Here is a 12,800-nt window from a genome sequence, read left to right on the forward strand (position 1 = left end):
GCATGCCCGACGATGTGCAGGAATTGCCGACTCTCAGTGCCACCGATCAGGACGCCATTCAGCGGTGGTTGCAGGATGAGCGGATCGGAACGAGCCTGACCGATGTGGCACCGCTGACCGGCGGGACCCAGAACATCGTGGTGGGCATGAGCGTCGACGGTCGCCGAATGGTGCTGCGGCGCCCGCCTTTACACCCCCGGCCGACCAGTGACAAGACCATGCTCCGGGAGATCGCGGTGCTGCGCACCCTGGCGGGCTCGGCCGTACCGCATCCGGGGTTCATCGCCGCCTGCACCGATCTCGACGTGATCGGCGTGGTGTTCTACCTGATGGAGGAGGTCGACGGGTTCAACCCGGGTACCGAGGTGAGTCAGGCCTACCGCGACGACGCCGAACTGCGCTACCGCGTCGGGTTGTCGTACGCGGGGAGCCTGGCCGAACTGGGCAACGTCGCCTGGGAGAACAGTGAACTCGCCGCCATCCGCCGGCCAGGATCCTTTCTGGCCCGGCAGGTTCCGCAATTCCTGGGGCTGCTCGAGAGCTACCGCCACGAGCAGTATTCCCCCGAGTCGTTGACGGGCGTGGGGGAGCTGGCGCAGTGGCTGGAGGACAACCGGCCGGTCGACGCCGAGCCGGGCATCATGCACGGCGACGCGCACCTCAACAACGTTCTGTTGCGCAGGGACACTCCCGAACTGGCCGCGTTCATCGACTGGGAGATGTGCACGATCGGCGATCCGCTGCTCGATCTCGGGTGGATGCTGGTGTGCTGGCCCGACAACCCCAACCCGATCAATGCGGGGTCGGCACTGGCCGCCCTCGGTGGTCTGGCCCACCGCGGTGAACTCGTCGAGGCCTACCGCGCCGCGGGAGGCCGCCAGACCGATCAGCTCGATTGGTATGTGGCGCTGGCCTGTTTCAAACTCGGCATCGTCATCGAGGGCACCTGGTCGCGGTACCTGGCCGGCCGGGCCAGCCGCGACGCCGGCGAGCAACTGCATGCCTCAGCCGAGAACCTCCTTTCGCTGGGGACGCGGGTCGCCAAGGGGGACAACCCCTTCGATTGACTTCTCGCCGAGCAGACGTATATGTACCCGACACGCCGGGGTTTTGGGCACATATGCGTCTGCTCGCGCGGGGGAGATCAGTACGTGTCGAGCGCGAGCTTGACGGCAAGGGCCACGCCGGCCGCGCCGATCAGGAATCGCAGCGGGGTGGCAGGCGCGTGACGCACGATCACCGGGCCCAGGCGTGAGCCGATCAGGCAACCGGCACCCAACGGGATGACGGCCGGCCAGTACACCGGGGCCACCACGATGAACGCCACCGCGGCAACCGAATTGGCGACACCGAGGATCACGTTCTTGGCGGCGTTGGCGTGCGCGAGCGTCGCGCCGCCGGTCCGCAGCATCAGCGCCAGCAGCAGCACCCCGGCGGCGGCCCCGAAGTAACCGCCATAGATGGTGATGAGGAAGATGGCCCCGGCCTCCATGGCGACCTTGATTCGATGTTCACGATGGTCGGCCACCCGTGTCTCCCGCTGGCGGCCGCGCGGCAGCAGAATCGCCACCGAAGCGAACGCCAGCAGGAACGGGACGATCTTCTCGAAGCCCTCGGCCGGCGTGCACAGCAGCAGGGCCGCGCCGAGTGCCCCACCGGCCATCGCGACCGGAATGATCCGTTTGATCCAGGCTGTCTGGCCGGCAAGCTCGGGCCGTGACCCCCACACCGAACCGACGCCGTTGAACACCAACGCCACGGTGTTGGTCACATTCGCGGTCACCGGCGGCAAGCCGATGAGCAGCAGTGCGGGATAAGTGGCCACCGAGGCCAGCCCGGCGATACTGCCGGTCAGTCCGCCGCCGATACCGGCGACGACGAGCAGGACGACCTCACCGACGCTCATGCCGTCCCCACTCCGCCGAGACTACGGAGTCAAAGTGTTTGCGTGAGCGGGCGGGCTGCGTCTAGCATCGCCAACGTGCCAAGGCGACTTGTAGTAGCAACCCGCAGCGGGGTCTGATCAGACCGACCCCTCGCTGTGGGTCGTTCGCTACTTCGTCGGTCACTTCCTCTAACCAGAGAAGACCGGCACATGCATCTCACTTCATCGGCACCGCAATCGGACCCGGCACCGTCGTTCGCCGCCCATTTCACCGACCCGCTGCCGCGTGGCCTGCGCGAAGCCGGTCAGACCGCCTCCTGGGACCAGTTCCTGGACGAATACGCGGCCGGCCCGGGAGCGTTGAAACTGGGCCAGTGGACCTGCACCGATACGGAGCGTTCGGCCAGCAGGCTGGGGCCGCAGGCTCGCCACTACCAGGCCACCCTGGCCCTGGGCGACACCATCAGTACCTTGACCGCGGCCGCGAGCGGACCCGTCGCCGCACTGACCGAGATGCTCTACGCGCGGGGGATCACGGTCGAGACCATGTCGTTTCATCAGCTGCCCACCGGCGGTCGGACGGCGACTTTCATCGAAGGCTGCGACGGCCTGCACAGCGAGTGGGCCATGGGGCTCGCCGATGATCCCGAGCAGTCGGCGCTGTACGCCATGATTGCCTGTGCCAATCGGCTGATGACCGCGGCGTGACAGCGTCCTGACAGCGCCGAGTGGCCAGTTGTGGCACGCAAATCCCAGGAAGCGTGCAACAACTGGCCATTGGGCCGTCGAATGCCTCAGTGCAGCGGGCGCAGCACGATCGGCATGCCGTCGATCGGCACCGGCATGCCGCCGTAGTCATAGCGCGGCCGGTAATCCGGGCTGGCGAGCTCCAGCTTGTAGCGACGCAGCAGCCGGTGCATCACGGTCTTGATCTCCAACTGGCCGAACACCATGCCGATGCACTTGTGCGCGCCGCCGCCGAACGGGGCGAACGCGTAGCGGTGGCTCTTGTGTTCGCTGCGCGGCTCGGCGAAACGCTCCGGGTCGAACTTGTCCGGGTCGGTCCACAGCTCGGGCAGCCGGTGGTTGATCGACGGCCAGGTCACCACGCTGGTTCCGGCCGGGATGAAGTAGCCCAGCAGCTCGGTGTCGCGCACGGCCTCGCGGAAGTTGAACGGCAGCGGCGTCATCATCCGCAGCGACTCGTTGATCACCAGGTCGTAGGTTTCCAGCTTGTCCAGCGACTCGAAGTCCAACGGCCCGTCGCCGATCCGCGCGGAGTCGTCGCGCAGGCGCTCCTGCCACTCCGGATTGGCCGCCAGGTGGTAGGCCATCGTCGTCATCGTCGAGGTCGACGTGTCGTGGGCGGCCATCATCAGGAAGATCATGTGACTGATGATCTGGTCGTCGGTGAAGGTCTGGCCATCCTCGTCGGCGGAATGACACAGCACGCTGAACATGTCGGTGCTCTCCGAGCGCCGCTTCTCGCCGATGCTCCTGGCGAAGTAGTCCTCGAGGGTCTTGCGGGCCTGGATGCCCCGCCACCATTTCAGCGGCGGCACCGACGTCCGCACAATGGCGTTGCCGGCTCGCGTAGTGGTGGTGAACGCATTGTTGATCGTGGTGACCAGGGCCCGGTCGGTACCCGCGGGAACACCCATGAACACCTCGGAGGCGATGTCGAGCGTGAGCTCCTTGATCGCCGGGTGGAACAGGAATCGCGGGTCGTTGGCCACCCAGTCGTCGGCCAGCACCGCCGAGGCCACCGAGTCGATGTGGGAGATGTAGCCGCTCAGCCTGGTACGGGTGAACGCCTCCTGCATGATCCGCCGGTGGAACATGTGCTCGTCGAAATCGAGCAGCATCAGGCCGCCTTCGAAGAACGGGCCGATCACCGGGTCCCAGGCGCGCTGCGAGAAGTCCTTGTTGCGGTTGGAGAAGACCGCCTGGGTGGCGTCGGGGCCCAGCGCCATCACCGAGGACAGGGCGGGGGACTGCGCGTAGTAGAGCGGACCGTTCTTGCGGTACTGCTCCAGGATGAAGTCGGGACCGCCACGGAAGATCTCGATCATGTGGCCGATGATCGGCAAACCGGAGTCGCCCATGATCGGCTTGAGGCCGCTGCCGGCGGGTGGCTCGGCGAAGACGAACTGGTCCCACTCCTTGGCCTTGAGGCGCTTTTCCAGTGCACCCATGCCCGGCAATGTGTTGGGCGTCGGGGTGAACCGGCGCTTGGCCTGATCGAGCAGGTAATTCGGGGTGCTGATGGTTGCCATGGGCCGCTCCTGACCAACAATGTCCGACGAAGTGTGGTCGATGTCACCACTTGAGGCCATCCTGACTGTCAGACTTGACGCATGTCAAGTTTTGAACTGGCGCGTCGTGGATGCAAAGGTCTAATGCCATGACCGCCGAATCGATACCGGGGAGCAGCAATGGCTCCACCGGGCGTCCGCAGGCCCGTCGCAGCCGGGGCGACCGGCAACGCGAGGCCATCGTGGCGGCCGTGCGGGACCTGCTCGAAGAGCAGTCGTTCGCCGATTTGTCGGTGAGCACCATCAGCGAGCGGGCCGGGGTGGCCCGGTCGGGCTTCTACTTCTATTTCGATTCGAAGTACGCGGTGCTGGCCGTGATCGTGTCGGACGCGATGGAACAACTCGCGGCGTTGACGCACAACTATGCGCCCCGGGACGCCGGTGAGACACCGGCCGCCTTCGCCAAGCGGATGGTCGGCAGTGCGGCAACCGTCTTCGCCACCAACGACCCGATCATGTCGGCCTGCACCGTCGCGCAGAACACCGACGCCCAGATCCGGGAGTTGATGAACGACTACGAGGACGCCGTGATCGACCAGATCGTCGGCCTCGTCGAGCAAGACGGGGGTGCGCGCCCGATCTCGGACGACCTCCCGGCGCTGGTACGGACCCTCGTGGCAACCACGGCGATGACGCTGTCGCACGACTCGGCCTTCGTGGGACGGGGCACCGACCCGGCCCGTGCGCTCGACGTGGTCGAGCGACTGTGGCTCAACGCACTGTGGGGTGGCCAGGAGGGCTAGCGTCACAGGTAAGGTCACCGCTATGGGGAGTGATACCGCGGGTAACGCCCGGGCGGACTTTCGGGGCAAGAAATGCTTGATCACCGGCGCGGCCAGCGGAATCGGCCGGGCCACAGCGCTGGCCCTGGCGGCCCGGGGCGCCGAGTTGTACCTGACCGACCGGGACGAGGTCGGTCTGGCCCAGACCGTTGCCGATGCCCGTGCGCTGGGCGCCCAGGTGCCCGCCCACCGGGCCCTGGACATCTCCGACTACGACCAGGTGGCGGCGTTCGGTGCCGACATCCATGCGGCGCATTCGTCGATGGATGTGGTGATGAACATCGCCGGGGTGTCGGCATGGGGGACCGTCGACCAACTCACCCATCAACATTGGCGCTCGATGATCGACGTCAACCTGATGGGCCCGATCCACGTGATCGAGACGTTCCTGCCGCCGATGGTGGAGGCCCGCCGAGGTGGGCACCTGGTGAACGTGTCCTCGGCCGCCGGCATCGTCGCATTGCCCTGGCACAGCGCCTACAGCGCCAGCAAGTACGGGTTGCGTGGGCTGAGTGAAGTGCTCCGCTTCGATCTGGCCAGGCACCGCATCGGGGTGTCTGTCGTGGTGCCGGGTGCGGTGAAAACCGGTCTGGTGCAGACGGTTCAGATCGCCGGCGTGGACCGGGAGGATCCGAACGTGCAGAAGTGGGTGGACCGGTTCGCCGGCCACGCCATCACGGCGGAGAAGGCGGCCGACAAGATCCTGGCCGGGGTGGCGCGCAACCGGTTCCTGATCTACACCTCGGTCGACATCCGCGCCCTGTACGCCTTCAAACGTGCCGCGTGGTGGCCGTACAGCGTGGCCATGCGACAGGTCAACGTGTTGTTCAGCCGGGCGTTGCGGCCGAAATCCGTGCAGCCCTAACGTTTTCCCCAATGCCAGGACGGCGTGTTGAGCATGCCGAAGCCTTCCACCTTCGTCTCACCCCACTGCTTGTAGAGCTCCACCTCGATCGCCGTGCTCCGCTCCTCGTCGGCGGCCGGCGTGGTGTCCAGGAAATCCAGCAGTGCACGTGAGTGTGTCACCACGACCACCTGGGACTGTTTGGCGGCGGCCTTGATGAGGGCGGCCAGCGGCCGGACCAGATCGGGGTGCAACGACGTCTCGGGCTCGTTGAGCACCATCAGCGACGGTGGCCGCGGGCTGGCAAGCGCCGTCGCCCACAGTAGGAAACGCAGTGTGCCGTCCGATAATTCGGCCGCGCGCAACGGTCGCAGCATGCCGCGCTGGCGTAGTTGCAGGTCGAACAGCCCGTCGTTGACCGCAACCGACACGGTGGCCCCGTCGAACGCGTCGGCCACCGCGCGGGCCAGATCGTCGAAGGTCGTTTCGACGATCGTCTGAACTGCCGCGGCCAGATCTGAGCCGTCGTCGGAGAGCACCGGGGTGCGGGTACCGACGTGGGGCTGGCGGGCGGGCGCTCCCGCGTCGACCCGGAATCCGTCGTAGAACCGCCAGTCGCGCAGCCGGTCCGAGACGGCCGACAGCTCCGGCAGTGCGTCCGGGTGTGCGTATTCGGCGAGCACGCTGCGGTAGGAAGGCAGCGAGCGGGTCAGCTCATCGAAACCTCGGCCCGATTGCGCGGCGACCTCGGCATACTCGCGGGTGCGGCTCACCAGCGTCGAGGCCGGACGCAGCACCGGCCCGGCGAACACCACTTCCCGTTTGATCTCGGGATCCTGGGCGAATGCCGACGGCTCGCCACCCGATCCAGCCATCTGCGGCAGGCCCAGATCCACCAGGTACCCGAAATCGTCTGCGGCGAAGCCGAGTTCGAGCGACACCGGGCGAGTCCGGACGGTGCCCTGGGTCTGCTCGTTCGGCTGTTCGGGGCCAGCCCACAAGACCGACTGCAGGCCGCCCTCGCGGGCCAGCGAGCCGATCACCTGGCCCCGGCCGCAGTCCGCCAGTAGCCGCAGCGCGCGATAGATCGATGACTTGCCGGTGCCGTTCGCGCCGGTGACCACCGTGAGGTCGGTCAGCGGCAGGATCACCTCCCGCAGCGAGCGGTAGCCCCGGATCGCGATGGTCTGCAGCATGGGTTCGAGGCTATTGGTCGACTGTGACAACTTGGCCGGTGGGAATCCCGTCCATGGACAGTTCCAGCCGAACACCCAGCAGCCGGATCGGTCGGTCCAGCTCGAACTGGTCGAAAACCGCCAGCGCCGTCTCGGTGATGACGCCGGCGTCGGTGCTCGGTGTGGCCAGCTTGCGGATCTTGGTGCGCGTGTAGAAGGTGCTGGTGCGCACGGTGACCGCCACCCGCGTGACGATGCGGCCCTGTTCGACCACCTCGTCGAGCGTCCGGCGGGTCAGCTCGCGGATCGCGTCGTCCATCTCGCCGCGCTCGGTAAGGTCGGCGGCGAAGGTGATGACGTGACTGCGGGACCGCGGGATCCAGGGCTCGGAGCTCACCTCGGTGTCACCGCCGCCTTTGGCGAGCAACAGGATCCACAGCCCGGTGCTGGGCCCGAACGCCGAGGTGAGCACGGTCGCATCGGTGGCGGCCAGATCGGCAACCGTGGTGATGCCCAGCGTGGCAAGCTTTTTCGTGGTCTTTGGGCCGACGCCCCACAGCGCATCGGGCGGACGGTCACCCATCACCGACATCCAATTGGCTTCGGTGAGCATGTAGACACCCGGGGCCTGATCTGCTCCTCGCGTGCGCGTCGGCTTGGCCAGCCCGGTCGCGACTTTCGCCCGTTGTTTGTTGTCACTGATACCCACCGAGCAGGACAGTCCGGTCTCGGCGGCGATGACGGTGCGGATGCGCTCGGCCAGCTCGACCGGATCGCTGACCTCGGCGCCGAGATAGGCCTCGTCCCAACCCCAGACCTCCAACGGATGGCCGAGATCGCGCAGCAGACCCATCACCTGTTCGGACGCCGCGTCGTAAGCCTCCGGGTCCGACGGCAGGAAGGTGGCGTCGGGGCATTTGCGGGCCGCCGTGCGCAGCGGCATGCCGGCGTGCACACCAAATTCACGTGCCTGATACGACGCGCAGGTGACCACCTTGCGGGGTTCGGTCGGATCGCCGCTGCCGCCGACGATGACGGGCAGGCCCTCGAGTTCAGGGTGACGGCGCAGCTCCACCGACGCCAGGAACTGGTCCAGGTCGACATGCAGCACCCAGGCGGTCATGGTGCTAGTGGCCACACAACTTGCGGGCGGTGTCCTGCCACGCCGCTGTGAGCTGGTCGAGGCTCCGGCCGTGGGAGAGTTGGTGGGCCAGGTAGTCGGGGTCCAGGAGCGCGATCAGGGCGTCGGCTTGGGCATCGAGATCACCTGTGGTGCCCGCGGTTTCGAGCAGCATCCGGACGTGGGTGCGGTGCAGGGTGAACGGGCCGGTGTAGCGCAGGGCGGGATCGCGGATGGCGTCGGACAGCAACGCTTGGTGGCAGTGCACGAAGCGGAGGCGATCCGCGCCGTAGGCCAGTAGCCGTTCCAGCGGGGGCGCGCCGGGTCCCAATGGGGGCGGGCCGAACATGAAGGCGTCCTGTTCGGCGGTCTCGTCCTCGTCGAGCAGCACCATCATCAGCCCGGCACGGCTGCCGAACCTTCGGAACACTGTGCCCTTCCCGACGCCTGCCTCTACCGCGATATCGTCGGTGCTGACCGCGTCGGGTCCGCGTTCGGCGATGAGCCGGCGCGCGGCATCGAGGATGAGGGCACGGTTTCGCGCGGCATCGCCGCGCTCCTGTGGCGCCGGGTCGATGCCCGCGAGCTGGGTCGGGCGGTCGGAGGCTGCCACAACTGCACTTTAACTCAGATGGAATTAATCGGACCACAGTCCGGTTGATCGTTGCGAGAATCGGGTCAGACGAACAAGGGAGTGGTGAACATGGCCGATGTGAAGGTCCTGGTATTGGTGGGAAGCCTGCGTGCAGCCTCGATCAACCGGCAGCTCGCCGAACTGGCGGTGGAGCAGGCGCCCGACGGGGTGGAACTGCGGATCTTCGACCGGCTGGGGGAGCTGCCGTTCTATAACGAGGACATCGACACCGACGATGTGGCCGAGTCTGTGGTCGCGCTGCGCGCGGCGGCCGCCGAGGCCGCCGCCGCGCTGGTGGTCACTCCCGAATACAACGGCAGCATCCCGGGTGTGTTGAAGAACGCGATCGACTGGCTGTCGCGGCCATGGGGCAACGGCGCGCTCAAGGACAAGCCACTGGCGGTGGTGGGTGCCGCGCTCGGGCAGTACGGCGGCGTGTGGGCGCACGACGAGACCCGCAAGTCCTTCGCCATCGCCGGGCCGCGCGTGGTCGAGGATCTCAAGCTCTCGGTGCCGTCCAAGACGCTCGACGACAAGCATCCGAGGGAGAACGCGGAGGTGGCCGCGGCGCTGCGCGACATTGTGGGCAAGCTCACAGTTGAGGTCGACTGAGGGTTCGTCTTCGCGTTTTGCCGTTCGCGCCGCTTTGCGGCAAAATCTTGCCGCCGGCTGGGTCACTGCGACCCGGCCGGCGGCTTTGCTATTGGGGGGTCTTGCGCTTTGCGGCGGCCTGGCTTGTCGGTGGCTGGTGGTACATCTGGGGCTGCGGCGCGACACGGTCTGTCAAGTCGGGCACGACACGCCGTCGGTGTGGTTGCTGGCAAGCTTACGACCTGGGAATTTCAGAAATGTTATTCAGAACATGTTGTATGGCTTCGAACTGTCGGCCACTAGGTGTAGTGTCTGTGAGACCGACAGGCCACCACAGTTCGGGAGCCGGCCGGAGCGTAGCGAATCCGGCCGAGTCGGTTTCAAGACCAGCCGGAGAGCGGCTTCGACCGGCAGGAATTTTGGCGGCCCGAAGGTCGCTGAACTTAAGCGAAACGTAAGACCCGATCAGTTGCCAGTCACCTGTCTAGATTTTTTCACTTTCCGCAAGAGGAGCCGTACCGAAGATGACCGTCACCGTGTACACCAAGCCCGCATGCGTGCAGTGCAACGCCACCTACAAGGCGTTGGAAAAGCAGGGCATCGAGTTCGAGAAGGTCGACATCACCCTCGACAGCGAGGCCCGCGACTACGTCATGGCGCTCGGCTACCTGCAGGCCCCGGTTGTGGTGGCCGGCAACGACCACTGGTCGGGCTTCCGGCCGGATCGGATCAAGGCACTCAGCACGGTCGCGGCCAGCGCGTAACGGAAGGTCATCAACGGGGAGGACGGAGAACACGATGAGTCATCTCGTCTACTTCTCCAGTGTCTCGGAGAACACCCACCGCTTCGTTCAGAAGCTCGGGTGGCCCGAAGACCGAGTCACCCGGATCCCGCTCCACGGCCGCATCGAGGTGAACGAGCCCTACGTTCTGATCCTCCCGACCTACGGCGGCGGCCGTGCCACCCCGGACATCAACAACGGTGGCTACGTACCCAAACAGGTCATCGCGTTTCTGAACAATGAACACAATCGGTCGTTGATCCGCGGCGTCATAGCCGCGGGCAACAACAACTTCGGTGCGGAATTCGCCTACGCGGGCGACGTAGTTTCGCGCAAATGCGGCGTGCCGTACCTGTACCGCTTCGAACTCATGGGAACTCCGGACGACGTAGAAGCCGTTCGCACGGGGTTGAAAGACTTTTGGAAGGACCAGACGTGCCACCAACCGTCACAGCTGCAGAGCCTGTAACCACCGCCGCGCACGCGCTTCCCGGCGAGACGGATTACCACGCTCTCAACGCGATGCTGAATCTGTACGACGCCGACGGCAAGATTCAGTTCGACAAGGATGTGCTCGCCGCGCGTGAGTACTTCCTGCAGCACGTCAACCAGAACACTGTGTTCTTCCACAGTCAGGACGAGAAGCTCGATTACCTGATCGAGAAGGAGTACTACGAGCGCGAGGTGCTCGATCAGTACAGCCGCAACTTCGTCAAGCAGCTGCTGGATCGCGCCTTCGCCAAGAAGTTCCGGTTCCCGACGTTCCTGGGTGCGTTCAAGTACTACACCTCCTACACGCTCAAGACCTTCGACGGGAAGCGTTACCTGGAGCGTTTCGAGGATCGCGTCGTGATGGTGGCGCTGACCCTGGCCGCCGGTGACACCGTGCTGGCGGAGAAGCTCGTCGACGAGATCATCGACGGCCGCTTCCAGCCGGCCACCCCGACGTTCCTCAACTCGGGCAAGAAGCAGCGCGGCGAGCCGGTGTCCTGCTTCCTGCTGCGCATCGAGGACAACATGGAGTCCATCGGGCGCTCGATCAACTCGGCCCTGCAGCTGTCCAAGCGCGGCGGCGGAGTTGCCTTGCTGCTGACCAATATTCGTGAGCACGGCGCGCCGATCAAGAACATCGAGAACCAGAGCTCGGGCGTCATCCCGATCATGAAGCTGCTGGAGGATTCGTTCTCCTACGCCAACCAGCTCGGTGCCCGCCAGGGTGCCGGCGCGGTGTACCTGCATGCGCACCACCCCGACATCTACCGGTTCCTCGACACCAAGCGCGAGAACGCCGACGAGAAGATCCGAATCAAGACGCTCTCGCTGGGCGTGGTGATCCCGGACATCACCTTCGAGCTGGCCAAGAAGAACGAGGACATGTACCTCTTCTCGCCATACGACGTCGAGAAGGTCTACGGCGTGCCGTTCGCCGACATCTCGGTGACCGAGAAGTACCACGAGATGGTCAACGACGGCCGGATCCGCAAGACCAAGATCAAGGCGCGCGAGTTCTTCCAGACGCTGGCCGAGCTGCAGTTCGAGTCGGGCTACCCGTACATCATGTACGAGGACACGGTGAACCGGGCCAACCCGATCGCCGGCAAGATCACCCATTCCAACCTGTGCTCGGAGATCCTGCAGGTCTCCACAGCCTCGGAGTTCAACGACGATCTGTCCTACTCCAAGGTGGGCAAGGACATCTCGTGCAACCTGGGGTCGATGAACATCGCGAAGACGATGGACTCACCCGACTTCGCCCAGTCGATCGAGGTGGCCATCCGCGCGCTGACCGCGGTGAGCGATCAGACCCACATCTGGTCGGTGCCGTCGATCGAGCAGGGCAACAACAGCTCGCACGCGATCGGCCTGGGGCAGATGAACCTGCACGGCTACCTGGCCCGTGAGCGGATCCATTACGGCTCCGAAGAGGGCATCGACTTCACCAACATCTACTTCTACACCGTGCTGTTCCACGCGCTGCGGGCGTCGAATCTCATTGCGATCGAACGTGGTACGAGCTTCGGCGGGTTCGAGGACTCGAAGTACGCGTCGGGTGAGTTCTTCGACAAGTACACCGAGCAGGCGTGGGAGCCGGCCACCGACAAGGTCCGGCAGATCTTCGCCGATGCGGAGATCCACATCCCGACGCAGGACGACTGGAAGCAGTTGAAGGAGTCGGTGCAGAAGCACGGCATCTACAACCAGAACCTGCAGGCCGTCCCGCCGACCGGGTCGATCTCCTACATCAACCACTCGACGTCCTCGATCCACCCGGTGGCGAGCAAGATCGAGATCCGCAAGGAAGGCAAGATCGGCCGGGTTTACTACCCGGCGCCGTACCTGACCAACGACAACCTGGAGTACTACCAGGATGCGTACGAGATCGGGTACGAGAAGATCATCGACACCTACGCCGCGGCCACCCAGCACGTGGATCAGGGGCTTTCGCTGACGCTGTTCTTCAAGGACACCGCCAACACCCGCGAGGTCAACAAGGCGCAGATCTACGCCTGGCGCAAGGGAATCAAGACGTTGTACTACATCCGGCTTCGCCAAATGGCTTTGGAGGGCACTGAGGTGGAGGGTTGCGTCAGCTGCATGTTGTGACGCTGTAAGCACGCACGTTCAATGGCCAGTTATTGCACGCAGATTGCGAAAAAGCGTGTGGTAACTGG

The 12,800-nt window shown here is 65.3% G+C and carries 13 protein-coding genes; 8 read left to right on the forward strand and 5 right to left on the reverse strand.

Going from position 1 to position 12,800, the window contains the following annotated elements; all coding sequences use genetic code 11:
• The first annotated feature begins 2 nt into the window (after positions 1-2).
• Positions 3-1,067, forward strand: coding sequence for a phosphotransferase family protein (locus EH231_RS01125; protein WP_124711714.1), 1,065 nt, complete (start codon positions 3-5; stop codon positions 1,065-1,067).
• Positions 1,068-1,144: 77 nt separating this feature from the next.
• Here the strand turns inward: EH231_RS01125 and EH231_RS01130 are convergent, their stop codons facing one another.
• Complete coding sequence (locus EH231_RS01130) at positions 1,145-1,906, reverse strand: sulfite exporter TauE/SafE family protein (RefSeq protein ID WP_124711715.1); 762 nt, start codon at positions 1,904-1,906, stop codon at positions 1,145-1,147.
• Positions 1,907-2,095: 189 nt separating this feature from the next.
• On the opposite strand from EH231_RS01130, the gene EH231_RS01135 reads away from it, so the two are divergent.
• A complete protein-coding gene (locus tag EH231_RS01135; protein WP_090424942.1) occupies positions 2,096-2,593 on the forward strand; it encodes a homocitrate synthase in 498 nt (165 codons plus the stop codon).
• An 86-nt stretch (positions 2,594-2,679) separates the two neighbouring features.
• On the opposite strand, the gene EH231_RS01140 is transcribed toward EH231_RS01135, so the two are convergent.
• Entirely contained in the window at positions 2,680-4,161 is a 1,482-nt protein-coding gene (locus tag EH231_RS01140) for a cytochrome P450 (RefSeq protein ID WP_090424943.1), read from the reverse strand.
• A gap of 128 nt (positions 4,162-4,289) precedes the next feature.
• Here EH231_RS01140 and EH231_RS01145 point away from each other — a divergent pair, with 128 nt between their 5' ends.
• The gene (locus EH231_RS01145) at positions 4,290-4,943 is read left to right on the forward strand and encodes a TetR/AcrR family transcriptional regulator (protein ID WP_090424944.1); all 654 of its coding nucleotides are present in this window, start codon (positions 4,290-4,292) and stop codon (positions 4,941-4,943) included.
• 22 nt (positions 4,944-4,965) lie between these two features.
• Entirely contained in the window at positions 4,966-5,847 is an 882-nt protein-coding gene (locus EH231_RS01150) for an SDR family oxidoreductase (RefSeq protein ID WP_090424945.1), read from the forward strand.
• On the opposite strand, the gene EH231_RS01155 is transcribed toward EH231_RS01150, so the two are convergent.
• Genes EH231_RS01155 through EH231_RS01165 form a run of 3 tightly spaced genes read right to left on the reverse strand, consistent with a single transcriptional unit; the run spans position 5,844 to position 8,734 of the window.
• Positions 5,844-7,022, reverse strand: coding sequence for an AAA family ATPase (locus EH231_RS01155; RefSeq protein ID WP_090424946.1), 1,179 nt, complete (start codon positions 7,020-7,022; stop codon positions 5,844-5,846). The genes EH231_RS01150 and EH231_RS01155 overlap by 4 nt on opposite strands.
• 10 nt (positions 7,023-7,032) lie before the next feature.
• Positions 7,033-8,124, reverse strand: coding sequence for a DNA polymerase IV (locus EH231_RS01160; protein ID WP_090424947.1), 1,092 nt, complete (start codon positions 8,122-8,124; stop codon positions 7,033-7,035).
• Between the two features lie 4 nt (positions 8,125-8,128).
• Positions 8,129-8,734, reverse strand: a complete 606-nt coding sequence (locus EH231_RS01165; protein ID WP_090424948.1) for a TetR/AcrR family transcriptional regulator — start codon at positions 8,732-8,734, stop codon at positions 8,129-8,131.
• 90 nt (positions 8,735-8,824) lie between these two features.
• Here EH231_RS01165 and EH231_RS01170 point away from each other — a divergent pair, with 90 nt between their 5' ends.
• From EH231_RS01170 to nrdE, 4 genes are all read left to right on the forward strand, one after another.
• Positions 8,825-9,367 (forward strand): NAD(P)H-dependent oxidoreductase, encoded by a 543-nt coding sequence (locus EH231_RS01170; protein WP_090425959.1) that lies wholly within the window; start codon positions 8,825-8,827, stop codon positions 9,365-9,367.
• Between the two features lie 503 nt (positions 9,368-9,870).
• Positions 9,871-10,110 (forward strand): redoxin NrdH, encoded by a 240-nt coding sequence (locus EH231_RS01180; protein ID WP_044517322.1) that lies wholly within the window; start codon positions 9,871-9,873, stop codon positions 10,108-10,110.
• 34 nt (positions 10,111-10,144) lie between these two features.
• On the forward strand, positions 10,145-10,597 hold the full coding sequence (nrdI, locus tag EH231_RS01185) for a class Ib ribonucleoside-diphosphate reductase assembly flavoprotein NrdI (protein ID WP_090424949.1): 453 nt from the start codon (positions 10,145-10,147) through the stop codon (positions 10,595-10,597).
• Between the two features lie 53 nt (positions 10,598-10,650).
• Positions 10,651-12,732 (forward strand): class 1b ribonucleoside-diphosphate reductase subunit alpha, encoded by a 2,082-nt coding sequence (gene nrdE, locus EH231_RS01190; RefSeq protein ID WP_234927568.1) that lies wholly within the window; start codon positions 10,651-10,653, stop codon positions 12,730-12,732.
• Positions 12,733-12,800: the final 68 nt, after the last annotated feature.

Source organism: Mycolicibacterium nivoides, assembly GCF_003855255.1.
Taxonomy (GTDB): domain Bacteria; phylum Actinomycetota; class Actinomycetes; order Mycobacteriales; family Mycobacteriaceae; genus Mycobacterium; species Mycobacterium nivoides.

Excerpts from the sequence above, each read along its gene's own strand:
- EH231_RS01125 (WP_124711714.1), top strand. The coding sequence starts at position 3 with ATGCCCGACGATGTGCAGGAATTGCCGACTCTCAGTGCCACCGATCAG.
- EH231_RS01130 (WP_124711715.1), bottom strand. The coding sequence starts at position 1,906 with ATGAGCGTCGGTGAGGTCGTCCTGCTCGTCGTCGCCGGTATCGGCGGC.
- EH231_RS01135 (WP_090424942.1), top strand. The coding sequence starts at position 2,096 with ATGCATCTCACTTCATCGGCACCGCAATCGGACCCGGCACCGTCGTTC.
- EH231_RS01140 (WP_090424943.1), bottom strand. The coding sequence starts at position 4,161 with ATGGCAACCATCAGCACCCCGAATTACCTGCTCGATCAGGCCAAGCGC.
- EH231_RS01145 (WP_090424944.1), top strand. The coding sequence starts at position 4,290 with ATGACCGCCGAATCGATACCGGGGAGCAGCAATGGCTCCACCGGGCGT.
- EH231_RS01150 (WP_090424945.1), top strand. The coding sequence starts at position 4,966 with ATGGGGAGTGATACCGCGGGTAACGCCCGGGCGGACTTTCGGGGCAAG.
- EH231_RS01155 (WP_090424946.1), bottom strand. The coding sequence starts at position 7,022 with ATGCTGCAGACCATCGCGATCCGGGGCTACCGCTCGCTGCGGGAGGTG.
- EH231_RS01160 (WP_090424947.1), bottom strand. The coding sequence starts at position 8,124 with ATGACCGCCTGGGTGCTGCATGTCGACCTGGACCAGTTCCTGGCGTCG.
- EH231_RS01170 (WP_090425959.1), top strand. The coding sequence starts at position 8,825 with ATGGCCGATGTGAAGGTCCTGGTATTGGTGGGAAGCCTGCGTGCAGCC.
- EH231_RS01180 (WP_044517322.1), top strand. The coding sequence starts at position 9,871 with ATGACCGTCACCGTGTACACCAAGCCCGCATGCGTGCAGTGCAACGCC.
- nrdI (WP_090424949.1), top strand. The coding sequence starts at position 10,145 with ATGAGTCATCTCGTCTACTTCTCCAGTGTCTCGGAGAACACCCACCGC.
- nrdE (WP_234927568.1), top strand. The coding sequence starts at position 10,651 with ATGCTGAATCTGTACGACGCCGACGGCAAGATTCAGTTCGACAAGGAT.